A 24771-nucleotide genomic window follows, 5' to 3' on the forward strand; every position below is an offset into this window, starting at 1 on the left:
ATCGGAAGGTGTTTCATGGTCGCATTCGATCGCAATCCGCAAGACTTTAAGTATCTGCGCCTGCTGTCGAGACAGTTCCCCACCGAACAATCCGCATTTACCGAAATTATCAACCTCTCGGCCATCCTCAACCTACCCAAGGGCACCGAGCATTTTATGAGCGACGTGCATGGCGAGTACGAAGCCTTTATGCACATCCTCAACAACTGCTCGGGCGTCGTGCGCGAACATGTCGACGAGATCTTTGGCGACACGCTCTCCTTTGACGAAAAGGGCGAGCTGTGTACGCTCATCTACTACCCGCGCGAGAAGATCGACCTGGTCCGCAGCCGGCGCGAGGACTCGCCCACCTGGTACAAGACGATGCTTGACCAGCTCATCATGGTCGCTCGCTCACTTTCAAGCCGCTACACGCGCTCCAAGGTGCGTAAGGCCATCCCGCGCGACTACGCCTATATCATCGACGAGTTGTTGCACACGCACCCGGACGAGAATAACTATCGCGTGCGCTATCACGAGCGCATCGTGGAGTCCATCCTGGAGACCGCCAGCGCCGACGACTTTATCGAGTCGCTCGCCTCGCTCATCAAGCGGCTGGCCGTCGACCACCTGCACCTGGTGGGCGACATCTTCGACCGCGGCGGCGGCGCGGCCAAGATTATGGACCGTCTGCTCACCTACCATTCGCTCGACATCCAGTGGGGCAACCACGACCTGCTGTGGATGGGCGCTGCGGCCGGTGAGCCCGCCTGCATCGCCACGGTGCTGCGCAACAACCTACGCTACGACAATTACGAGATTCTCGAGAACGACTACGGCATCTCGCTGCGCGAGCTCGTCGCCTTTGCCGATGCCACCTACACCGCCGGTGAGCCCATCACCCCGCTGATCAAGGCCATCAACGTGCTGCTCTTTAAGCTCGAGGGCCAGATTATCCAGCGCCACCCCGAGTTCGACATGACCGACCGCCTGCTGCTCGACAAGATCGACCGCGACACCGGCACGGTCACGCTCGCCGACGGCAGCGTGTGGCCGCTCACGACCAACGACTTCCCCACCGTCGACCCGGCGGACCCCTATACGCTCACGCCCCAGGAGCAGCACATCATCGACAAGCTCGTGTCCGAGTTTGTCACCGCCGATCACCTGCATCGCCATATCGATTTCCTCTATTCCCATGGCTCGATGTACAAGGTCGCCAACGGCAACCTGCTCTTCCACGGCTGCGTTCCGCTCAACGAAGACGGCACCTTTAGCAGCATGAACTGCTTGGGCACCTGGCACGCTGGCCGCGATTATCTCGATTTTTGCGACCACATCGCCCGCCGCGCCTGGCGCGTGGGCGACCGCGACGCTCTCGACTGGATGTGGTACCTGTGGATTGGCTTTAACTCACCCGCCAGCGGACGCCTGGTGCGTACCTTTGAGCGCGCCTATATCGCCGATAAGAGCACCTGGGTCGAGCCGATGGACCCGTACTTTACGCTTACCAAGTCGCCCTCGGTCTGCGATGACATCATGCGCGAGTTTGGCGTCGCGCCCATGGCATGTTCGCCGACCGGCCACATCATCAACGGCCACACGCCCGTTAAAACCACCAAGGGCGAGCAGCCCATCCGCGCCGAGGGCAAGCTGCTGGTCATCGATGGCGGCTTCTGCCGCGCTTACCATCCCAAGACGGGTATCGCCGGCTATACGCTCATCTCGAGCTCGCGCGGCTGCCGCCTCAAGTCGCACCGGGCCTTTACGACGGTTGCCGAGGCACTCACGCGCAACGTGGACATCGAAAGCGAGACCAACCGTTTTGACCAAGCGGACCGTCGCCGCATGGTGAGCGACACCGATACTGGCGCCAAGATCCGCAGCCAAATCCAAGACCTGCGTCAGCTGCTCGATGCATATAGAAACGGTGCTATCGAGGAGCGCGCCTAGCACCACCCGCGGGGATTGGCTAAACTTGCTGAGTTTGTCATCCCCGCGGCGCTTCGGCGCCAGCTTAAGGCAGGTACCATGCAAAAGCTCCTTGCGCAGATCATGAAATTTGGCGTCGTCGGTGTCATTGCCACGGTTATCGACTTTGGCATTATGAATCTGCTCCACTACGGTCTCGGCCTCAACATCCTAATCGCCAACACCAGCGGCTTTATCATCTCACTCATCTTTAACTACCTCGCAAGCATGAAGTACGTGTTTGCGCACAAGGAAGGCATGAGCCGCCGCCGCGAGTTCATCATCTTTGTCGTGCTGTCCGTAATCGGTTTGGTGCTCAACGACGGCATCGTGCTGGCGCTCAACGCCGGCCTGGGACTCGAGGCCAATATCGCCAAGATCTGCGCCACCGCGCTTGTCATGGTCTACAACTTTGTGACCCGAAAAATCTTCCTGGAGGGCGACGAGACAAAATAGCTCGAAACCCCTGCAGCATTACGGCGCCCACGGACGACGCGCACTCAGCGCAGTATCGTCCGTGGGTGTCGCTCGTTTACGGGCAAATTTTCAACGTTTGCGGATTAGCTCTTGAAAATTTGGCGAGTTCATATAGTTCTTGGCAAAGACCTTACGTTTCCCTTGTAAAAGCTCTAAAGTATCCTCTGCTCGATTCATCAACGCATTGGATGTGATTACGTGCGCAAGGCGCTGGCACAACCTCATACCAAGCAGTTCCTCAAGTTTGCTGTCGTGGGTCTTATCTCCTTTGGCATCGACTGGGGCATGCTCATTGCGCTCGTCGAGCTGTTCCACCTCGACTTTTTGATGAGCACCACGGTTTCGTTTATCACGTCCGTCGTGGTCAACTACTGGCTCAGCATGAAGTACGTGTTCGACCACCGCGAAGGCATGAGCCGCAAGCGCGAGTTCACGATTTTCACCATCCTGTCGGTGATCGGTCTGGGCCTCAACGACCTGTACATGTTTGTGGGCGTCACGTTTTTGAGCATCGGCTACCAAGCCATGAAGGCCATCGCCACGTTCCTCGTCACCTGGTACAACTACTTCAGCCGCCGCTTCTTCCTCGAGGGCGCACGGTCGTAGTCGATTCACTATTTGCTTGAATGTATAACCGGTTGGAATTCCCATTCCAACCGGTTTTTTGTTTGCCGAGAGACCCGGCGACCCAGTCCTCTACGCATGAAAAACGGACGGCCCGGATGTTTGTCCGAACCGCCCGTCTGGCGCGCTATGTCGAGGCCTCTAGCCTGTCACGTAATACCAGACCACGTTGTCACCATTGGAGAGAACGTAGTTGCTGCAGGCCGTCATGGGCGTTGTGCCGTTGACGGAGTACATCCAGCCGCTCGTGCCGCCGTGCTGTTTCTCGGCCAAACCACCAATCGCGGAGACATACGTGCCGTACGACGAGCCATGTGCGTTGACAGAAAGGCCCAGCGCGCACAGGGCATCGTAGACAGTAGCGCCTTCGTTAAAGGTAAAGGTGCCACCAGAGGACACAGGATTGCCCACAGCGCTCGATGTGACCGAAACCGTCACCGTAACGTAGTTAGACTCCTGTGAGCCGCTCTGGCCGCCCGAGGAGGCGTTTCCACCATTAGAGGATGAGGCTCCATTAGACGACTGGCCACCGCCCGAAGAAGCACCGCCAGACACATTGGAAGTATCACCGGCTCCCGTATTTTGGGCAGCAGATTTATCGCCAGACTTCTTGCCGTCCTGGTCCTCAGACTTCTTGCTATCCGAGCTTTTATCCGATTCCTTGTGCGAAGACTCGGAATCGTCCTTGGACTTGGACTCATCTTTTGCGTCATTCGATGACTTGGAATCCTTGGAACTGGCCTCGCCCGAAGCGGCAGACGAGCCAGACGCCTTGGTGTCCTTGGTGACGACGCTCTCCCCCGTCACAGTCTGAACGATCCAGTCAATGGACCAGGCGCCGCTCTCGGAAGGATGGACGAAGCCCAGCGATATGACAATCAGCGCAACGCACGCGGCGGTCAGGACGCCAGTAAGCGCCTTCCGTCGAGGGGCGGACGCCGTCGAAGCGGCGCCCTGTTGCTTTGAATCGTCGAACTGAATGAACGAGGAATCTGGTTGCTTGGGGTCAGCGTCCTTGGATTTATTGGACACAGCCCTCACCTACCGACGTTTGGTGAACACGAACACGCCGACGATGGCGAGACCGATGACGCCGGCGGCAACGCCGACGATGGCGAGCGGATTGGTGCCAGTCTCCTGCTCGGAAGCACCAGAGGACTTCTTAGCAGTGGTCGTGGAAGCAGCACCCGTATCGGACTTGGAATCGGACTTGGAATTGGACTTGGAATCGGACTTCTTGTCAGACTTCTTGTCAGACTTCTTCTCGTCCTTCTTGTCGGACTTATCGGAGTCCTTCTTGTTGGACTTGTTGTCCTTGGCCTCGGTCTTAGTCGACACCGTCGTCTTGGTCACCGGCTTCTGGCCCGGGGCAATAGCGCCGCCCTTCGAGCCGGAGCCAGAACCCGCGCCAGCGCCAGTGCCGGAACCAGCACCGGTACCAGAACCGCCGCCATTCGAACCAGCGCCGCCATTACCGCCAGGCTTAACGGCATTCTTGGTCCACTTGGCATACAGCGTCAGATCGGCCGTTACCGGCGTACTGAAGTCATACGCCTGCGTGCAAGCCTCATCGGTATACCAACCGCCGAAAGTGTAGCCATCGCGCGTCGGATCGGCCGGCTTGACCAGCTTGCCATCGGCCGTAGCAACAAACTTAGTGTCGCAAGCAGACCCGCCGTTGGAGTTAAAGGCAACCGTCCAAGACTCGACAGCTCCAAGTTTAAACAGCGTGCCCGAATCATTAATGTAGTAGAGATTGCCAGAAGCATCGGCAATGACCGGAGAGTCACAGTACTGGTAATGGCCAGCCGCATCATAAATCTGCGTCGCCTCTGCATCGCCGAGCGTATAGCGATACACGCCACCACCAGAAGAGTAGTTGACGTAATCCTTGCTATCCGCGCTGTTAACGGTGAAGTACACATAGGTCTTGCCGCCCTGAACACTCACCAGCGGAGTAGCAGCAATACCGTTGAGGCCAGCCGGCAGCGCCTTGCCGTCGGCAGCAGCGACCATCGTGGTCTTACCCGTCTTCAGGTTATAGAGAACCAGAGCAGAGCCAGTAGCCGTCTGTCCGCCGACAATCAGATTGTCACCAGACACCGCAGGGGCACTCAGATTATTCGTAAGGCCCAGATCAACCGTCTTCTGTTCACTCAGCACGCCCTTCGCCGAAAGCGAAATCACATGGAGCTTTCCGTCGTGCGTCATCTGATAGAAGGTCGAACCATTGGACGGATCGGCAATGCAATCGGCATTTGCGACAGCGCCGAGCTTCATGGTCGAAACGACATCGCCCGTCGTCTTATCAATGCACTTAAGCGTACCCGCGCTCGTAGGAACGATGGCATACTTATCCGTCAAAGCCGCACCAGTCCAGTAATAGCCCTCGGCAGGGTCGATGTTCTGCCAAGAAACTTCGCCCGTGGCAATCTTAATGCGCGCAAAGGAGCCGTTGCCGTAGGTCGCGTTGTAATTCTCGTCATACGAAATATCGACCGAGCCTACATAGACGTACTCGCCGTCCGAAACGACGGTGCAGGAGCTCTGCGTCAAGTCCGTCAAACCAGGCGTCAGCCACTTGCAGATCAGCTTGTCTGCAGTAATCGCCTGGACCGCACCGCCGTTGAGCGGAACGATGATAAGGCCGTTGGTATAGATCGGACGAGAGGTATAGCTCACCTTGGAGGCAAGCGGCGCAGAGGCAACCTTTTTGCCCGTGGACGAATCGATCTTAATGAGCTCGTTCTCGGTCGCGATGTACACAAAGCCGTTAGCGATGACAGGCTCGCTGCAGTTGGCATACTGCTGACCAGACTCGGCCTTCCAATCGAAGGCCCACTTAAGACCGGCGGCCTGCGCAGGCGTCTTGGCATCCGTTACGGTCGAACCGTTGCCACTGTTGCCGTAGCCGGCCCACTCGGCATCCCAATCAGGAGTCGTCGCGCTCGGATCCACGACAATCTTGTCGGGATCGGGCATGGGCGAATTATCGGTGGCATAGGCAAGCGTGACCTTATCGCCGCTCTTGAGCGTAATCTGGTTGGCACAGAGAGATGAGGACTCTCCGTTGATATACAGATGCCAGTATTTACCGGTCGCACCATCATAGCCGTAAGACTTGTCTTCGAACGGCGAAGTAATGGACCAGTATGCACCACTCTGGGAGGCCTTGTAATCAATGCCCTTCGCCTTCAGAACCGTCTCAATAAGGTCCTGGGCCGTAGAGCCTTCGGGCAGGGAAACATTGCCTGCCGAGCCCCAGCGAGTATTGTTGCCGTTGACATCGGGGCCGATGATATCGGCGGATCCAAGCACCTGACCAGGGAGGGCATCGCTGTCGCCAGCATACATAAAGGTGACGGCGTCACCCTCATGGAGCTCGTAGGCACCAGCGCCAACGTCGGCGAACTTGTACTTTGCGTCGGACTTGCCCTTTACGTAGAAGCGCCAATAGCTATTGGTCGCAGCATCAGAGCCACAATAGGTCTTACCGTCAAGCGGCGAGGTAATGCCCCTAAGGTACCAACCCCAAGACTCTTCTGTAGCTTTGAGTTTAAGACCAGTCTGCTCCAACAGGTCCTTAGCAGTAGAGCCCGCCTTGAGACCCGTCTGGCCCGTCGAAGCCCAAACCTGCTGCTTGCCGTCCTTGTCCTTGCCAAGCACCTGAACGGAAGCATGGACAGAATCGGACGGCAACTGGTCGCCCCAGCCACCGTAGAACCACGTGACGGCATCGCCAGCATGGATGGTGACATTGTCCGCCGTATAGTCACTCGACTTGCCGTTGATAAACAGCTGCCAATAGGTCGAATAATCTTGGGGCGTACCCAGCTCAACACCGTTGTACTTAAGGCTCAGAATGAAGGAGCCCGCAGCAACGGCGTCAATGTCGTTCGCCTCGAGCGCGACCTTCGTAAGATCAAGCGCGCTCGAACCGGACGTCACCACATACTGCGCGTTGTCGACCCAGGTCTGAGTCTTGCCCTGGGCATCGCGACCAATGACGGTCACATTCGCAGCAAGCTGGTCCTTAACGACAGGGGACGCGCTACCACCCGTAAAGGCAAACTCAATCTTCTGCCCCTGGGTGAGTTTGACGCTGCTCGCGCCAACCGAGGAAGACGCGCCGTCGACGAACAGCTGCCAGTAGGCATGAGTCGTCGGATCGTAGGCAAGCGTGCGGCCATCGCTCGGGGAGGTGATGCTTTCGAGGTAGAAACCGTATGCCGTGTTCGGATCGTACTTCGCCTTGAAGCCCGTCTTCTCCTGCAGCTTAATGAAGGCATCCGCAGCCGTCGCGCCCTCGTCGAGCTTGAGCTGCGTAGGCGCCACCCAGGTCTGAGCCTTGCCGTCGGCATCGGTGCCGATAATCGAGAACGAGACCTCGATTTGCTTCTTGACGACATCGCCAGTTTCTGTCGGGTTCTCTGTCTGGACGGCAGCCGCGGCGGCAGATCCTGCTTGGCCAGCGGATGCCGTCGAAGACTGCTCGCTCGTGGCAGGGCTCTCCCCCGTCGCCGAGCCTTCGTCGCCAGTTGCTGCCTCTGTAGTGGCGGCACTAGCTGCAGGCGCGCTCCCGGAATCCGAAACCTCGGCGCCGCTCTGCTCAGCGGTACCGCCCGCAAGCGCTGCGTCCTCGCCTGGCGTCGTAGCCTGAGCCACAGCGTCGGTAATGCCCTCGGCACCCTCGGCCCACAGCTGAGCCGGCGTGGTGCTGAAGGCCATCGCGAAGGCCAGGAATGCCACCAGGCAGCGCTTTGCCACGCCGCGCGCGATTACGCCACGGCGACGAAGCGAGGCACGCTGGCACTCGTCCTCAAACATATCCATTTGTCTCCTACTGTCTGTACTTGGAGCGTTGCCTTGAAGCTGCCCCACGTCATCGCGCATGTTGCGCTCGAGTTCCCCCATCGGGGTCCCCCTTCCCTCCAGAGCCCTATGCACACCGGCGGCATACGCCGCAGCCGCATGCAAGATGGGAGGCGATCCGACTTAACCTTAACGACTCGGGCGCGCCGTCCGATCTGCGACGCGAACATCCCGAGCCAAGAGGAATTACGGTTACTGGTACAGCCGGGGACTTGCACCCCGATTCTCCCAAACGCGCAGGAAAACCGCGCATTCGTGCGTCTCCGCACCACCATCTAGGCCATCGATTAAAACCGTCAATATGCTATCACGCAAAAGGGCCTCGCACGCAGGCGAAGCCCAAGGTAAAAGCTATTGTTTGCGATAGGAAAATGCGGTGACGGCCGCAGCCTCTAGTGCTTGCCGCCGTGACTGTTGAGCCAGATATTGCGACCCAGCATAAGCGCCAGCACCAGCGCGCTCACGTAGCCCATAAAGCCAATGACTGGGATACCAAACACAACCGGCTCGATGCGTGCGTAGTACACCACCGACGAACCGATAAACAGGCCGGCGATAACGATAGCCATCGACATGCGGTCGATAATTCCGCCCAGCTGTCGCAGCGCCTTATCGCTGCTCATGATCTGCGTGTTTACCTTAAGCTGGCCGCGCGTAAGCATACGCGAAGCCAAGCCCAGATACTCGGCCGCCTCGAGCGAGCCTTTTGCCGCGCGATAGCTGCTCGCGGCAAGATCGCGGCTCATCTCGCGCATGCGGGCGTAGGTGCTCTTCTCGTTTTTGATGTGCGTCTGGATGATCTGGATCATGTTGACGTTGGGCATGTACTCGGTCAACAGGCCCTCGAGCGTCACCATGCCGCGGGCGAACATCGTCACCACGCTCGGCAGCTCAACGTCATTTTTGCGCGCGAGGTTTAACAGCGAAGTCAAAAACTCGCCGATATCCAGGTCTTTAAGGTCGAGCCCGGCAAAGTCGGCAACAATAAAGTCCAAGTCGGACAAAAAGGCCGAATGGTCAAGCTCGGCCGAATCGCCGCGCGTCACGGCAAAGCGCATGAGCGAATCCTTGAGCTTGGGCACGTCACCCTCGGCCACGGCGAAAATCATGTCTTTGACGATACCGCGGTCATGGCTCGACATACGTCCGACCATACCCAAGTCGATAAAGTAGACAATACCGTCCTTGAGGATGATGTTTCCCGCATGCGGGTCGGCATGGAAAAAGCCGTCGTCGAGCACCTGCGTCGAGTAGTCCTCGACAATCGCGGCACCGATCTTTTCCAAGTCATAGCCCTCGACCACCAAGCGTTCAGGATCGGCGATCGAAATGCCGTCGACGTAGTCCATAACCACCACGTGCTCGGTGCACAGGTCCAGATAGGATTTAGGGCACGTCACGCCATGAACGCTCTTATGGAACTCGTAGAAGTCGTTGAGGTTTTTGGCCTCGGCCAAAAAGTTGGTCTCCTCGCGAAACGAGGTCCACAGCTCCTCGACTACGCCGTGCAGGTCAACGAATTGATCGGTGTTGACGAACTTGGAAACGATACGCACCACCGAGCGGATGATATCGATGTCCTGTGCCATAACCTGCTGCGCACCGGGGCGCTGAACCTTGACGGCCACGTCCTCGCCCGTCACCAGACGAGCGCGATGTACCTGTGCGAGCGATGCGCTACCAAGCGGATTGGGGTCGATCGCATCGAACATCTCCCCCAAGCGCAGGCCGTATTCCTCTTCCAGACAGCGGAGCACCACCTCATACGGCACCGGCTCCACGTCGGAGCGCAGACGACGCAGCTCGTCGCAAAAGCGTTGCGGCAGAATCTCGGACCGGTTGGCCAGAATCTGCCCCATCTTGACGAACATGGGGCCGAGTTCCTCGAGCAGGCGGCGCAAACGAACCGGCGTGAGGTTATCCCACACGCGGTACTTTTTGACCAGGCGAACAATCTGTCCGATGCGCTCGCGGCGACCCGCCGGCGTGAGCTGGTATTCCTCGTCCGGCGCCATCGCGTCGGGCTCCTCGGGGACCATATCGACAGCGCGCGGCTTCTTGCGAGCGCCCGAGACGACGGCATCGACCTCATCGACAACCGCCGCCTCGTCACCCAAGGGATCTAGATTGTTGTAATCGGTGGTGGGATCTGCCATCTGCGCTGCTACTCGGCCTCTTCGGTATCCTTCGCATCGTCGGGCTCAACGGACTCGACGGGCACCGAGGTCACGTTGTCCTCGACCGAATCGACGATGTCGCGCACATGGGTCAGGAAAGCCGTGCGCTCGGGGGCGGTCATAACGCGGACGCGGGCAAGGATGAGCTCGTCGAGCACGCGCTGGGCCGCGGTCTCGCCCTGCATGCCCAAGCGCTCGGTCAGATCGGAGATGGTACCGCCGGCCTGCTCGAACATGTCGGACACACTGCGGGCGATATCGGGGGTATCAGCGTCCTTGCGCACCTGCTCGCCCTTGGCGTTGAGGTCGTCGAGGACCTTCTTGCCTCCCTCGACGGCAACGGCAGCAGCGCCAAAGCCTACGTTGATGGCGCCGTTAACAAGCTGATCGAATTTCATAACCATGGTTGGCTCCAATCATGAACAACTGCATTGGCCTTCTTGTACCCAAGATTGCGCGAAAGCGACAAAGCGTTTTACCTGATGTTATCGTTCATCGCGAAGGAGTTCTTCATGGCGCAGCTCGTGGTGTAGAGCACCTTGCCTAGCAGGGCATCGGTCTCCGCGCGCACAAGCTCGGCGAAGGCCTCGTTGGCGCGTGCGAGCTCGGCAGGTACCTCGGCCTCGGGCAAGGTGGCTACAGCAGTGTCAACGTCATGGAGCTGCTTGTGGCCCATGCCGCCGACCTTCTCCTGGTAGTCCTCGACGGCGCGACCGCACTCATGGAAGCGAACATCGGCCAGGGCGCCGATCAGGCGGTTGGCCCAATAGAAGTTCTCGGACGTCACGCGTGCCTGGGTGTCGGCATAGTACTCGGGCATGGTCTCGACGTTGGCGTACAGCGGGACCAGCGCGTTAAACGAGTTGGAGCCAAAGGCCATCCACTGCACGGCGCGGTAGGCCGGATGCGCATAGGGGCGCAGCTGCAGCACAGCGAGCTGGCTGTTGCGGTTGATGCCGATGGGGCGATAGGCGCCACGCGTGGCGGGCGTGCCCTTGCTGCCGTAGCAGTCGTACTCCGTGCCCTGGTAGTGGCTCGAGAGTACGTACTTGATGTCCTCGATGGTCACCTTGCGCTCGGGCACGCGGCTCCAGGGAATATCGTCGCTCTCGGGCGTGTAGTCGGCCTCGGGACCGTCCCACACATCGCTGGGGTTAAGGCAGCGCTGCATATACCAGGCGCGCGGCGTGTTGTAGACGTGGTCGCTGTCGCTGTGCGAGCCAAAGGCCTCGCGCGGGTTGAAGACCGCGGCCGGACCGTCGCCCTCGACGCCCAGCGTCAGGTCCAGATGCCACTCGGCCATCCAGGAGCGCAGGTCGGCGGAGCACATGTGGTCGACCTGGACGCCCTCGGCGTCATCCAGGTCAAAGCTGTCGATACCCAGCTGGTTGGGCATGGTCACATAGGCGTCGTCAGGCACGCGCTTGGCGATCCAGTGGTGACCGCCGATGGTCTCGAGCCACCAGATCTCGTCCACATCACTAAAGGCGATGCCGTTGTTCTCGTAGGTGCCGTAGCGCTCGAGCAGGTTGCCCAGGATACGCACGCCGTCGCGGGCGGACTTGGCATACGGCAGCACCAGGGTCACCATGTCCTCCTCGCCCAGGCCACCGGGCTGCGCCGGAACGTATCCGTCCTCGCCCTCGTTGCCCTTGGCGGGCACGTAGTCCACGAGCGGGTCGGCGCCGCGGACGCGCTCGTTGGTGGTGAGCGTCTCGGTTGCAGACATGCCGACATTGAGCTCGTTGAAGCCAGCCTCGGCCCAGATGCCATGGCCCGGAACAACATCGGGGACGCTCGTGTAGCGCATGGGATTGTCGGGCAGCTCAACGGTCAGGTGGCTCAGGACACTCGTGTAGACACGCGGCTGCTCGTCGGGATGCACCACGCGCATGCGCTTGGGCTCAAACACCCCGTTGGACGAGTCCTCGTTGCGGGCAACCAACGTCGACCCGTCGTAGCTCGCGTTCTTACCAACCAAAATCGTTGTGCACGGCATGCGCATCCTCCTTGAGCGAAGAAATCAAACGGCAACAGTGTATCGCTTCGGCGCAGAAAGGGCGAAACCGCGGCGCTGGCAACCCCTGTGGTCAAAAAATGCCAAATGTGAGTACTGTCACCAATTTAGTAACATCAATTTTGCTACGTATGGGTGCCAAAAGTCTACATTTGTTCAAAAATTAGATGATGTAATTCCTCATAGGTCCAATAAAATAGGCTCTTTATCGATAATAAATATCGTTAGAGAGCCTATTTGACCTAAAGAATATGTGACTATCTTGGCAACAGTACTCATATTTGGCATTTTTTGTCCACGGGGTATAGAGCTAACCCCTCAAACAGCCCAAAACGCCTATTTCGATGCGCGCTCGGCCGCCTCGATCACGTGTTTGGCGAGGATCGCCGTCGTCACAGCGCCCACGCCGCCCGGCACGGGCGTGATGGCGTTAACGACCGGCTCCGCAGCATCAGAATCGACGTCACCCACCAACTTGCCAGCGGCCTCGTCCCAATTAATGCCCACATCGATGATCGTCTGGCCCTCTCGAACCGCATCCACGTCAATCGTACGCGCGCGTCCAACGGCGGCAACCACAATGTCGGCAGCACGGCACTCGGCAGCAAGGTCGTGCGTATGCGTATGGCACGTCGTCACTGTGGCATTGCGAGCCGTAAGCATGGCGGCAACGGGACGGCCAATCACCAGCGACCGACCAACGACCGCGACCTTGGCCCCATCCAGCTCAACGCCGTAATGATCCAGCAAAGCAAGCACGGCTTCGGCTGTGCAGGGGGCAAAACCCTCGCCGCGCCCCGAAAGCGTGGTGAGCAGCGAAGCCGGCGTCATGGAGTCAACGTCCTTGGCAGGATCGAGTGCCGCGGCAACCGCGTCCTCGTCAAGGCCGGCGGGCAGCGGGCGGAACATCAGGCAGCCATGAACAGACGAATCGGTATTGATGTCCTCGATGGCCGCCAACAGCTCGTCCTGCGAAACATCGGCGGGAAGCAAAACGCGGCGAGCCTCAATGCCAACCTTTTCGCAGCGCTTGAGCGCACCGCGCTCGTAGGATAGGTCGTCCTCGCGTTCACCCACGCGCACGATAGCCAGCGTCGGCACAACGCCGCGCTCGCGCAAAGCCACGCAGCGAGCAGCAAGTTCCTCAGTCAAAGCGCGAGCAACGGGGGCACCCTTCAGCAGTTCAGCCATGGCTATCCCCTCTTCCTTGCGGCGTCGGCGGCGCGGCGCGCCAGCGCATCGGCGCGCGGCAACCACATGTCGAGCAACTCATCACACGCCGTCTCGAGCTCCTCAGCACGAGCGCGATCCTTCATAGACGTGGTGTTCGCAAAGAGCGTCAAGCTCGCGCCCTGCATAGCGGAACGGCAGAACACGGCGCCGCACGCCACATCGGACAGCAGCTGACGCGAACCCTTGTCGGCCATGTCCTCGAGCAGCGCCAGTGCACGCCCGCAGGCATCCATAATGCGATACGGCGGCATAGCGGCCACATGCAGCGCATCCTGAATCGCGGTCGCTCGAGCCGGATCGCCACGCGGAATACCGTACGCCGCGGACACCTGCCCATATGCACGAACGTCCTCGGCAACCAACTCGACAAGCTCCTGGGCCAACTCATCTGCCTGGGCAAATGCGCGCGTCAGGTCATCCGCGCGATCGGCAAGCGCAGGATTGGTCGCACCATAACGAGCGACCATTCCACAAAGCGAGGCGCCCAGCGCGCCCACAAAGGCGCTCGCGCTGCCACCGCCGGGAACCGGCTCGCGTGCGGCAAGTGCCTCGGCAAACTCTCGACAGGTTTTATCCATCATCTCTTGGCTCATACGCACGCACCTTCAAGTCATATACATCGGTCAGGCGGCAACCGCCGACCGACCGCATCGAACACGTAATGGTGCTAAGTCTAGCCCATAAGCACATGGGCGTCAGCGCACCTGGCCATCGCGGATTTCTATGACGAACGATAGGCCATGCCAACGCAAACATGGGACACATGGCCCACGTTTCGAGACTCCCGGGCAGCGGCAACTGGGGCATACATATAGGTAAGGAGCCCCATGTTGGGGCAACGCTCATCACGGCACCGGACGACGAATGGAGGAATCACCGCACAGCAAACAAAGTCATCATGTGCACGCGCAACCGCCGCCCCAGCGATCCGCGGCACACGATGTCCCTGGCAGACAAGGAGGACACCACCATGAAGAAAAAGACCCTATCGATCCTTTCCCTTTGCGTCGCCCTCTTTGCCGCATTTGCCCTTGTCGGCTGCGGCGGGAGCGCATCGGGCGGAGGCGGCAGCACCGCCAAGAGCGAAAGCAAGGAAAAGGCCCCCGTCGCCAAGAAGACCGACTTTATCTGGTTTAAGGTCGAGATGCCCGAGGGCGTCGGCGTAAGCGACTCCGCCGGCAAGAATGCCGACAGGGTCCAGCTCACCTTCCCCGAAGACGAGAACGCCTCGGCCGATCGTTTTATCCCCGTTTGGAAAAAAGCGCTGACTGCCGAGGAATCCCACTCCGACCAGGCGGAAAAGAAGGGGGATACGTTCCAGTGGAAGGATGGCGGGTCCGTCGAGTATAACGGCAGGACGTGGCTCGTCGGAACGTACGAGGACAACAGTGGCATCACAACCCTCCTCTTTACCGACGTTGAGCCGGGAAGCGTCTACGTCCTCATCTCGAACTTCGACCAGCACAAGAAAGAAGCCGAGGCGCTCCTCAACTCCATCGAGTTCCCCGATGACATGGCAGAGGCAGTTTCCGAGGCACGCGAAGTCGAGATTTCGAGCATCGAGATCAAGTAACGGGACACCCGCACGCGCCTACGCGCACCAGCGCGCATGCGCCCATTAAAACAACGGGCGCCCAACCCGGGGAGGGCCGACAGCATCGGCCCTCCCCTCTTTTGGACCCGCGCATATTGCCACTTGTCGGCGCAATTCCAGCCCTCAGAATGGGACACATGGCCCACCCTAGCGAGCCGTCCACGCGTACAGTAAAGGCAGGTAATCCATGGGCGGTTACAGATCGAGGAGGACACGACCATGAAAAAGAAGGCCTTTGCGATTCTCACCCTCTGCATCAGTCTCTTTGCCGCGGTTGCCCTGGTGGGTTGCGGCGGAAGCGGCGGCGCTACCGGCAGTGGCGGTGGCGGCGGCGCAGAAAAGCCAGCCGTGGATATGAGGACCGACTTCATCTGGTTTAAGGTCGAGGTGCCCGAGGGCGTCGAAATCACGGACGTCGCAGGCGACACGGCCGATAGGGCCCAGTTTAAGTTCACCGAGAGCGAGCACGCCAGCGACCGCTTCATCCCCGTCTTCGACTCTGACAAGAACGCTGACGAGCTGTTCGACTACGAGGCCAAATGGAAGGCCAACTTTGAGTGGACCGAGAATGATCCCGTCAAGTACAACGGCAAGACCTGGCGCAACGCTTCCTATACACACTCGGGCGGCGTGACGACTGAGTACTTCACCGAAGCAGGCGGCGGCAGCGTATACGCGAGCATCGACAACGTCGAGGAGCACAAGGACGCCGTCGAGACCATGATGAAGTCTCTGGAATTTGCCGACGACATCGCCGAAGCCAAGACCGAGGCCATGGACGTCAAGCTCGACGATATCGAGATCAAGCGCTAAGCAACTGGCGAGCGCAGCGGGAAACACGGGCGCAGTGCAAACAAGCGACGGTGCCCCAGCGTTTCGTACTAAGGGAGGGCCGGTAAACCGACCCTCCCTTTCTTATGCCGGCACCTGACGAACGCGAGGATGCCGGACGCCGGAACCACCCCAAATGTGGCAACGGTACGAAAACGGCAAGCACCCAAACACGTCCGCCCGCCGATTTATAGCGCCGCGCAGACAATTAAACCAGCATCTTTAAACATCTGGGCAGTATAGTGACCAAAACTATCGCATAACCGCACTCTGCGAATGGAGAAGTTATGACCGAACACCATGCCATCAGCCGCCGAGCGTTTACGCTGGGCCTAGGGCTTGCGGCGTTGTCACCACTTGCAAGCCTGCCCGAAACCGCAGCGCCGGGCATTCCCCTGCGAGCGGCATTTGCAGACAACACACCCGCACCGTCGGACAGCCTCGACAATTTCGTCATTCGCCTTCGCCCCGCGGGCTATTTTCGCACCGCGAGCGTCAACCAAGACGGCAACGTTCGCGGCAACGTCTGCCACCTGTTTAACGACGGCACGTCCAGCAAGCTCATCCTTGAGAACGTAACGACCAAGAATGACGATACAAACTGGTATGCTATCCGCACCTTGCTCAATTTCGAAGAGCATAAAAAGACGGGCTACAGCATTTGGTCGGTCGACGACGACTCTGACAAAGATGGAAAGGTCATCCACGTATGGGGCGGCGAGTATGACAACAAGCCCAGCCGCGCTTTTGCGTTCGAGCGTCAATCAAACGGAACCTATATCATCCGAGACCGCACGGTCGAGAAAGAAACCGAGAAAAAAGACATTAAGTACCTGGCAATAGAATCGAACGGCGAAGACCAGGACAACAATAAGATCTGCCATAAGAGTAAGAGCATTCCGTGGGAGCTCGAACTTATCGGTTACGACATGAAAAAGAACGATGCCACGGTTAGCAGCCTCGACTGGATCACGTACAGCAGCTACGTCGATGGGCCATGTTGGATGAAATACGTCGACGACAACAAGTTCCTCGACGAGCTGAGCATCCCGGGTACGCACGATTCGGGCACCTGCAGCGTGGACAACGACACTGAGCCCCAATCCTCGCAAGTAAAATGCCAGCAGGATTACATTCCCACGCAGTTGCTCGAAGGCATTCGCTATTTTGATATCCGGCTCGGAAAGGGCGACGACCCCGGTATCGACCACGGGGATTACTACCTACTCAAAAAAGACGCGTACTTTATGCATCTTTCCGATGTCATAGGCTACTTCAAAACGTTTTTGAACGAAAACCCGACAGAAGCGCTCATCATGCTTGTATCACGAGGCAACGACGAGGCTACCGACGAAAGTGTTACGACGGCTTTCGCCAAGGTTTTGGACGACAACCCCAAACTGTTCTATACGTCGAGCCGAATCCCCACGCTACACGAGGTGCGCGGAAAGATCGTTCTGCTGCGTCGATTTAGGCTCGCCGGCAACAGTGTAAGCGGCCACACGTGGGGCCTCGACCTTACCGAATGGGATGACAAGATCAAGGCTCACTCCGACAGCGCCACTATGTGTCTCGTCCAAGACGCGCGGGGCTTTGAAGCCGCGGGGGAAACAGGCGACAAAGAGCCCTATTGCACCAAGGTATACGCCCAGGACAAGTACAAACTCACGGGAACCGACAAGCTCAGCTGGGTCGATAATGCGCTGAAGGAAACGACCGGGCGCACGCGCAACGAGGTAGATGTCGAGGACGATAACGGGGCCAAGGAGCAAGTCCTGGAGCGCTGCTGGTCTATCAACTACACCAGCTGCACGGGCTTGTCGCACGGAGGCAATCCTTTTACCTCGGCACGAGTAGTCAACGAGCATCTGTATAAGAGCCCGTACATCAACCCCAGCGGCACCGAGGATACAAAGTCAGATTACCTCAAGCACATTGGCATCATCGCATCCGACTTTGTTGATGCGGCGCTGGCCCGGAGCATCTACCAGCGCAATTACGATACGGAGCACAAGCCGACAGTTTCGTGCTACCTCCCGGACCGCATGCGCATGACGTACGGCGGCTCGCTGAGCGAAGCTTCGCTCCAAGGCGGTAAGACCGTTGGCGACGGCTATTTCCGCCTGGCCGACAGCAACAACGTTCTTAACGTGGCAGCCTCGGGCCGCGCATTTGCCATCGAATACGTGGATGTCGACGCCCTAGGCAACGAGACCGTTACGGAACTGCAGGGTTCCGTGCCTATCGATATCGACCCGCGCGCGCTGACGCCCCACTTTGAGGGGCTCGAAGGCTTTAAGGCCGGCGAGGACGTGCGTGCTAAGATTACGGCATCGCTTGAGGGCAAGCTCGAAAACGATGCCTGCGCGGCGCAGTTGGAGTTTATGCACGATGCAAACGGCGCGCCGGACACGGCAATGGCTGAGGGCGAAACATTTGCCGCAGGAACGTACTGGGTGCGCGCGAATGGGCTTTCGGGCGACGCGGCGCAAAACTACACGCTTGCCAGCGACGGGGCCGCGAGCTTTACCGTAGCGGCCTCGGGCAGTGCAGGCGGCACCGGCGCCGGCAGCGGCACGGGTTCCAACGCAGGCAGCGCTGATAAGAACGGTAAGGGCGACCAGGGCAAGAACTCGGGCGGAAAAACTCGCCGACACGGGCGACGGCTCCGGCATTGCCGCCGGACTCGCCGCTGCCGCCGTGGCGACAACAGTCGCCGGCGCGGCGATGCTTGCCAGTGACGGTGAAAACAACGAGGACGTTGTCGAATAGGCTTGCTGAACCTTTTGGACGCATCAACTCAATCGGGGCGCAGAATACCGTTCTGCACCCCGATTTTTACCTTGGCCCGAACGCCGCTATAGGCTACATCACCATATTCAGCGCATTAACAAATTCCTGGGCCTTCGCACGGCTGCTCAGGCTAAAAACGCAAGCGGTTAACAGTCGATTGCGCAGAAAAACATCGCGGCCTTTGATTCTATTGACGCCCGTGATGTCCTTAAGGTAAACGATCTCGGTGTGCTTGCCACCGAACGTGCCTTTCTTGAGCACCTCGATACGGTTGGGGAAGATCTTGACGTCTTTAAACCTGCCCGAACCTTTGTCCTGGAACAGCAGCGTGTTGTTGTCCATGCGCGTCACTCCCGTGAGGTTCGCTAAAACTGCCTCTATGGTCACATTTTAACCACCACAAATCCTTTTCGCGGTCGTGCGCAGAGCACTAAATCGTGTCCGCACGAGCAAATAAACTAACTACCGCAAGGAATATTTGCAGATATCCAAGAATGGCGACACAAAACAAAGGATTAGCAATGGCTAAGATTTAAGCCTAAAAACCTTAGGAAGTGCTAATATATAGTTATTGAAAGAGGCTGAGATGCAGAGACGCGAATTGATCCGTATCCTCGAAGAAGCCGGCTTCATCTCGAAAGGAGGCACTAATCACGAGAAGTTCGTCAAAGGAGATAAACTCGTGCTCGTGAAACGCCACCGAGAGATTGAGGATCAAATTGCCAAAAGAATCCTAAGGCAGGCAGGGCTTCGATAGCTCATCCTCATCACATTTCGCATCGCTTTTTAGAGGAGGTCTTACATGGTTTACGTATGGGAATTTGAGTTCTTTGATTCGGACGGCATGATCGATGCCGTGCCATGTGGCTCGCTAGGCGGAGGAGGAACGTTTGGCTCCGACTTAAACGACGCTGTCGAAAGCGCCGCCGATTTTCTCGCATGCATGGTCGACGATCACCTTATGGGCGGTGTCGATCTTCCCGCGCCGGACTTTGGACACCAGCCACAACACGGCGGCAAGATTATCGCCGTGGCCGTCAGCCGCGAGCTCGGCGACATCCCCGCCGTCACCGCAGCGGACGCCGCTCGCATGCTTGGCGTTAGCACGGCAAGGGTATCGCAGCTGATAAATGCTGGGCTGTTGGATTCTTGGAAGGACGGCACCAAGCGCATGGTGTCCAAAGCTTCCATCGAGGCACGACTCGCCGACGCGCCAAAGGCGGGGCGCCCGAAAGAGACACCTGTTGCTGTGTAAAGTGATATCAACGATTGCCTTTGTTATTTGACACGTCTAACAGCTGGGTTCTCTCAATTTGGGACTCATTGCGCCCCGAATTGAGCTGACTCATTATCGCAGGCCATGCGCAACCCCAACCCCGATGGCATCTCACACCACCTGGCATAAGAGGAGTTTTTCATGACAGACAGACCGAAAGCCACAGTGCGCGACTGCGTCTATGGGCTCGCCGTTGGCGATGCATTGGGCGTCCCTTATGAGTTCAGGCCCCGCGGCACGTTCGAATGCACCGACATGGTCGGCTACGGCACGCACGGGCAGCCCGCGGGCACCTGGAGCGACGATACATCCATGACGCTTGCCATTTGCGATTCGATTAGGGAGCTTGGGTGCATCGACACCGCGGACATGCGCGATAAGTTCGTGAGCTGGATTGACCGCGGCGAGTATACGATAGACGGCGTCTTCGATTACGGCGGCACGACCGCCCGCGCACTTCGCTCTGGCAAGGGTGGCTCCGGCGAGCGCGACAACGGCAACGGCTCGCTCATGCGCATCGCACCCCTAACGTTCACCGACGCGACGGACGAAGAGATCTGCGAGGTCTCCGCGATTACGCACGCCCATAGAACGTCAACCGACGCATGCGTCATATTTGTCGAGCTGATGAGGGGCGTGATGAACGGCGAGCTTCCCTCGTGGGTGCTCCACCTGAAAGACGCACCCGAGCACGAAATCAGGTCTGGCGGCTTCGTGCTTGACACGCTTAAGGCCGCTACCTGGTGCTTCGTCAACACTAAAAGCTACGAGCAATGCGTGCTCGCCGCCGTTAACCTAGGCGACGACACCGACACCACCGCAGCCGTCGCCGGCGCCCTCGCGGGTACGGCCTATGGCATGGACGCAATTCCGCAAGAGTGGGTCGACACCCTGCGCGGTAAAGAGCTGATTGAGAGATGTCTGTTTTAGGGCGCCCCTCAAACTAAATCTCGAGAAGCATCCGTATCGCACAAAAACGGGGCAGCCCGCACTCCTGCAAACTGCCCCGTAGCCCCGGCTTTCACGTCGCAGCGCCAACCGGCACCACTCCCCTACTTCCCAAAAATCGCAGCGAGCAAGCCCTTGCGTTTGGGCTTTTCTTCTCGGTAGGAACCCTCGGCAACCGCTGCAACCTGGCGCGGTTGCTCGCCGCCTCCACGGCGCACGATCTGGTACAGAAACGGCGACTTAACGTATTTGACCTCGATGGGCGTGGCATGCACGGTGCTCTCACCGGACAGATGCAGGCTCGGATTGAGCGGCGCCACGACGTGCGTTTCGCGCTTGTCACTAAACACCACCGCGGCCGCGCGGCCCGTCTGTCCGTTTACGGCAATGCGCACCTGCTCGTCATCGCGGCCGTCCGTCGCCGGACGATCGACAAAGTAGACCGGCACCATCACCAGGCCATCCTTATGCTTGCGGGCCTTGCGCGCCCAGGTTCGGATGCTCTTTTTATTGAGCCCCAGTACGGCCTCGGCATCGTTGCCCGCAACGTCGAGCGCCAACTTATCAATGACAACCTGGTCCTTGGTAGATGCATCGACGGAGACGACGCGGAAGTCGCCTTCCTGCATGGCGGGATCGAACGGACCGACCTTGGCAAAGTCCCACGGCTCCAAAATGCCCATGAGGCGAACGTCCAGGTAGTTTGCCCTGGGGTATGCCCAGTCGAGCACCTCGTAGTACACCAGGGTTTCCTTGCTCAGGCCCTTGCCCGGGAAGCTCGCCATCATGCGCAGGTCCGCCAGCGCCATGGGGAAATAGAAGAGCATCATGTCGTTTTGGATCGCATCTTCCACGTCGTGCCCGGCAAAGGCATCCGGGTACTGGCGCACCAGCTGCAGCGCGTTGGCACGTGCCTGCTGCGGCGAGATTTCGCAGGGAATACCCTGATCCGGCACATACTCCGCACCCACGCCCATGGTCAGACGCTTGCTAAATGTCCCCGGCTTGAGCAGGTCGGCAATGCCGATCTTGTTGCCGCAGGACGGGCACTCAAACACGCGCTGGGTCGACTCGCCCTCAAAGGACGCACCACAGAAGGGGCAAGGAATACTCACATGCGTGGCCTCTTGGAACTCCTGCGCCGTGCCGCGATCCTCCCACAGCAGATGTTCCAGGACCGACTGATTGCGCCAGTGCGAATTGAAGAAATACCAGTCCGGGTCCTCCGGGCGCTCGAGTTGCGACACATGCGTGAGCTTGAGCAGTCCATCCACCACCGTCAGCGGCGTATGGCGAATGCCCAGAGCGCTCTTGGGCTCCCCCGCATCAGCCTGCCACGGAACGACCGTGCCGCAATAGGCGCACTCAAAGCTGCGCTTAGCCTGGTGCGAGTACATAGGGCCGCCGCAGTTTTGACATTTAATGGCAAACATCTCGTCCATGGAAACGTCCTCCTTTGCACAGGGGCTGTCGACATTAAGTATGTCGAGCAAGCAGGCACATGCCCATACCCATGTGGCCCAAAATGGACCACCCATGCAGACGAGAAGGCTCGCTCGTTAGCACCGGCAGACTATTGCTGCATTTTCTGAGCATCGGTGCACGGCGCCCCCGCGCGAGCTACACTATCCCCTTAAACATGATTGTGAGGACGACCGCTATGCTATTTGTAAATCGGCTGGTACATACGCTTGTTCCCGGCAGCGAGAGCGAGCCGGTCGATGCATCTTGCCGCACCAACGCGGGCTTTTCCGCAAGCCTCGTCTGCATTGGCCTCAACATCACCCTGTGCCTGGCCAAGGGCATCGCGGGCCTGCTCGCCGGCTCCGTCTCCCTCATCGCCGACGCTTTCAACAACCTCTCCGATGCCTCGAGCAACATCGTGAGTCTGCTCGGGTTCCGCCTTGCCAGCCGCCCGGCAGACGAAGGCCACCCCTATGGCCACGGTCGCTATGAGTACCTAGCCGGCCTGTTCGTCGCCGTCCTGGTTTGCGCCGTCGGCATCAATCTGATCCTCGAGTCGGTCACTAAGATCATCAAGCCTTCCCCCACTGCATATTCGGTGCTCTCCTTAGCCGCCCTCGTCTTGTCCATGCTCGTTAAGCTCTGGATGGCAGCGTTCAACCGCACGCTGGGCGATCGCATCGACTCGGAGACGCTCATCGCCACAGCACAGGACTCCAAAAACGACGTCATCACCTCGGGCTCGGTCTTGGTGGCGGCGCTTATTTCGCAGACGACCGGCTTCGACCTCGATGGCTGGGCAGGCCTGGGTGTGGGCATCTTCATCTGCATCAGCGGCATGGGTCTAGTGCGCGACGCCATCAGCCCGTTGCTGGGGCAAGCGCCCGACCCCAAGCTCGTCCAGGCAATCCGCGACAAGATCATGTCCTATCCACAGGTCTTGGGCACACACGACCTGATGGTGCATGACTACGGCCCCGGTCGTCAGTTTGCCAGCGCCCACGTGGAGATGCCCGGCGAGGGCGACGCATTTGAGCACCACGAGATCCTGGACACCATCGAGCACGACATCAAGCGCCAGATGGGCATTGGCATCACGCTGCACTGCGACCCCATCGCCACCACCGGCGACGACCTGCGCGGCTGGGTCAAGCGCGGCGTCATGCAGATCGATCCCGCGCTCTCCATCCACGACCTGCACGAGCACGACGGGTTCGTTTCGTTTGACCTGGTGCGTCCCGACGGCTTTGACATATCCGACGAGGAGCTGCTGGAGCTCGTCACGCGCATCGTGCACGAGCGCCGGCCCGACGTCTCGTGCGTCGTCACATTTGACTCGGGCTTCAGCTCGCCCGAGCGTCCGGCCGAGCAGCTGTAGCCCGCTTAACAGCTAGTTTCCCTGCGCGCCCGAAATGCCGTTTTGCAGGGCATCCCAGGCGTTCGTTGCCATATCGCCCAGGCTCTGCGCGGTATCGCCGAGATTCTGAGCCGTGTCACCCAGCTCTTGGGCCTTATCCCCAAGCTCCTGTGCCTTGTTGCTCAAGTCCTCCAGCGTATTGGAACTCGAGCTGTCGGTACCGCTTTGGCCGTCGGACGAGTTGCCCGAGCTATTCTTGTGCGTGAGTTGAATTTCGAGGTTGCCGTTGTCGTTATAGTAGGCAGAAGTAACGACCCAGTTGGAATCGACGACGGGCGTTGAGCCATCATCAGTCAGGACCACGGCATTCGAAAGATCGGCGCCGCGCGACTTGAGGAGCTTCTTGGCGTTGGACCAGTACTGCCCCGGGATATCGCTCAGATCGACGGTGCTAGACGAGGCGGATTCGGTTTGCTCGGCAGCGGTATCGGCCGTTGAACTCCCTCGCTTGTTGAGCATGCCCGACACGATGGCAAACACAATCGAGAGGGCAAAGAAGATCGCCAGCACAATCAGGATCTTCTTGATCACGCTCGACGAACGCGACGGCTTCTTCTCCTCGTCCTCGCCATATTGCGGAATCGACTTGGGGTACTCGCGATACGGCTCGCGCGACTCATAGCGAGGCTGCGCCGTGCGAGGCATATACGTCGTCTGCTGAGGCTGCGGAATGGGATTCTGCGGCAGGTCATCATAGGGATTCGGTGTCGAGGCGGCATAAGAATCCTGCGGCGCATAATCAAACGGGTCCGGAGCTGCGTTGCCATAGGGGCCTTGCGAAGATGCAGCATAAGAATCCTGCGCCGTGTCGCCATAGCCCATAACCCGGGTGGGCTCGGCAGAAGGCTGCGTCGCGGCGGGGTCGGTATAACCGCGGTTGGGAACAACGCGGGTCGCATCGGCGCTATCGCCAGCCTGCGCGGAACCGTAGCCGCCCATCACGGTTGTCTTGTCCTGATCCATGCAACGATTCCTTTCCGTCGCGCGTGAGCATCACGTTATCCATGCATTCTACCCGCGCAAAAGCCTATGATGGGCAGAGCCCGTCGGTATCTACAAGACATGCGCGGGCCTAAGGATAAAAAGCCCCGCCGGGCC

The 24771-nt window shown here is 59.0% G+C and carries 19 protein-coding genes; 9 read left to right on the forward strand and 10 right to left on the reverse strand.

Annotated features, from left to right (window positions below):
- Positions 1 to 15: 15 nt before the first annotated feature.
- The 3 genes from OIL88_08100 (at position 16) to OIL88_08110 (ending at position 3033) form a co-directional block, all read left to right on the forward strand.
- Complete coding sequence (locus OIL88_08100) at positions 16 to 1932, forward strand: fructose-1,6-bisphosphatase (GenBank protein ID HJI72319.1); 1917 nt, start codon at positions 16 to 18, stop codon at positions 1930 to 1932.
- Positions 1933 to 2010: 78 nt separating this feature from the next.
- Complete coding sequence (locus OIL88_08105) at positions 2011 to 2406, forward strand: GtrA family protein (GenBank protein ID HJI72320.1); 396 nt, start codon at positions 2011 to 2013, stop codon at positions 2404 to 2406.
- A gap of 219 nt (positions 2407 to 2625) precedes the next feature.
- Complete coding sequence (locus tag OIL88_08110) at positions 2626 to 3033, forward strand: GtrA family protein (GenBank protein HJI72321.1); 408 nt, start codon at positions 2626 to 2628, stop codon at positions 3031 to 3033.
- 159 nt (positions 3034 to 3192) lie between these two features.
- On the opposite strand, the gene OIL88_08115 is transcribed toward OIL88_08110, so the two are convergent.
- The 7 genes from OIL88_08115 to OIL88_08145 all read right to left on the reverse strand — a co-directional run bounded on the left by OIL88_08115 (position 3193) and on the right by OIL88_08145 (position 13943).
- Positions 3193 to 4083: a DUF4430 domain-containing protein gene (locus OIL88_08115; protein HJI72322.1), complete on the reverse strand. Its 891-nt coding sequence runs from the start codon at positions 4081 to 4083 to the stop codon at positions 3193 to 3195.
- A 9-nt stretch (positions 4084 to 4092) separates the two neighbouring features.
- Complete coding sequence (locus OIL88_08120) at positions 4093 to 7884, reverse strand: DUF4430 domain-containing protein (GenBank protein HJI72323.1); 3792 nt, start codon at positions 7882 to 7884, stop codon at positions 4093 to 4095.
- 431 nt (positions 7885 to 8315) lie between these two features.
- Positions 8316 to 10079: an AarF/UbiB family protein gene (locus OIL88_08125; protein HJI72324.1), complete on the reverse strand. Its 1764-nt coding sequence runs from the start codon at positions 10077 to 10079 to the stop codon at positions 8316 to 8318.
- A gap of 8 nt (positions 10080 to 10087) precedes the next feature.
- Positions 10088 to 10504: a hypothetical protein gene (locus tag OIL88_08130; GenBank protein HJI72325.1), complete on the reverse strand. Its 417-nt coding sequence runs from the start codon at positions 10502 to 10504 to the stop codon at positions 10088 to 10090.
- Between the two features lie 71 nt (positions 10505 to 10575).
- On the reverse strand, positions 10576 to 12099 hold the full coding sequence (locus OIL88_08135) for a C69 family dipeptidase (protein HJI72326.1): 1524 nt from the start codon (positions 12097 to 12099) through the stop codon (positions 10576 to 10578).
- A gap of 354 nt (positions 12100 to 12453) precedes the next feature.
- Positions 12454 to 13308, reverse strand: coding sequence for a bifunctional 5,10-methylene-tetrahydrofolate dehydrogenase/5,10-methylene-tetrahydrofolate cyclohydrolase (locus tag OIL88_08140; GenBank protein ID HJI72327.1), 855 nt, complete (start codon positions 13306 to 13308; stop codon positions 12454 to 12456).
- A 2-nt stretch (positions 13309 to 13310) separates the two neighbouring features.
- Positions 13311 to 13943, reverse strand: a complete 633-nt coding sequence (locus tag OIL88_08145) for a cyclodeaminase/cyclohydrolase family protein (protein ID HJI72328.1) — start codon at positions 13941 to 13943, stop codon at positions 13311 to 13313.
- 377 nt (positions 13944 to 14320) lie between these two features.
- On the opposite strand from OIL88_08145, the gene OIL88_08150 reads away from it, so the two are divergent.
- From OIL88_08150 to OIL88_08160, 3 genes are all read left to right on the forward strand, one after another.
- The gene (locus tag OIL88_08150) at positions 14321 to 14923 is read left to right on the forward strand and encodes a hypothetical protein (protein ID HJI72329.1); all 603 of its coding nucleotides are present in this window, start codon (positions 14321 to 14323) and stop codon (positions 14921 to 14923) included.
- A 240-nt stretch (positions 14924 to 15163) separates the two neighbouring features.
- A complete protein-coding gene (locus OIL88_08155; GenBank protein HJI72330.1) occupies positions 15164 to 15757 on the forward strand; it encodes a hypothetical protein in 594 nt (197 codons plus the stop codon).
- 305 nt (positions 15758 to 16062) lie between these two features.
- Positions 16063 to 18516, forward strand: a complete 2454-nt coding sequence (locus tag OIL88_08160; GenBank protein ID HJI72331.1) for a phosphatidylinositol-specific phospholipase C — start codon at positions 16063 to 16065, stop codon at positions 18514 to 18516.
- A 124-nt stretch (positions 18517 to 18640) separates the two neighbouring features.
- Here OIL88_08160 and OIL88_08165 read toward each other — a convergent pair whose 3' ends face one another.
- Positions 18641 to 18910: a hypothetical protein gene (locus OIL88_08165; protein ID HJI72332.1), complete on the reverse strand. Its 270-nt coding sequence runs from the start codon at positions 18908 to 18910 to the stop codon at positions 18641 to 18643.
- A 460-nt stretch (positions 18911 to 19370) separates the two neighbouring features.
- Between OIL88_08165 and OIL88_08170 the strand changes: the two genes are divergently transcribed.
- Both OIL88_08170 and OIL88_08175 read left to right on the forward strand, forming a co-directional pair.
- Positions 19371 to 19823: a helix-turn-helix domain-containing protein gene (locus OIL88_08170; protein ID HJI72333.1), complete on the forward strand. Its 453-nt coding sequence runs from the start codon at positions 19371 to 19373 to the stop codon at positions 19821 to 19823.
- Positions 19824 to 19985: 162 nt separating this feature from the next.
- Complete coding sequence (locus OIL88_08175) at positions 19986 to 20774, forward strand: ADP-ribosylglycohydrolase family protein (GenBank protein ID HJI72334.1); 789 nt, start codon at positions 19986 to 19988, stop codon at positions 20772 to 20774.
- A gap of 122 nt (positions 20775 to 20896) precedes the next feature.
- On the opposite strand, the gene OIL88_08180 is transcribed toward OIL88_08175, so the two are convergent.
- Positions 20897 to 22234 carry a hypothetical protein gene (locus OIL88_08180; protein HJI72335.1) on the reverse strand — a complete coding sequence of 446 codons (1338 nt, stop codon included), beginning with the start codon at positions 22232 to 22234 and terminating at the stop codon, positions 20897 to 20899.
- Positions 22235 to 22452: 218 nt separating this feature from the next.
- Between OIL88_08180 and OIL88_08185 the strand changes: the two genes are divergently transcribed.
- The gene (locus OIL88_08185; protein ID HJI72336.1) at positions 22453 to 23634 is read left to right on the forward strand and encodes a cation diffusion facilitator family transporter; all 1182 of its coding nucleotides are present in this window, start codon (positions 22453 to 22455) and stop codon (positions 23632 to 23634) included.
- Positions 23635 to 23646: 12 nt separating this feature from the next.
- On the opposite strand, the gene OIL88_08190 is transcribed toward OIL88_08185, so the two are convergent.
- Positions 23647 to 24636: a hypothetical protein gene (locus OIL88_08190; protein HJI72337.1), complete on the reverse strand. Its 990-nt coding sequence runs from the start codon at positions 24634 to 24636 to the stop codon at positions 23647 to 23649.
- Positions 24637 to 24771 lie beyond the last annotated feature (135 nt).

Source organism: Coriobacteriaceae bacterium, from assembly GCA_025992855.1.
Lineage (GTDB): Bacteria > Actinomycetota > Coriobacteriia > Coriobacteriales > Coriobacteriaceae > Collinsella.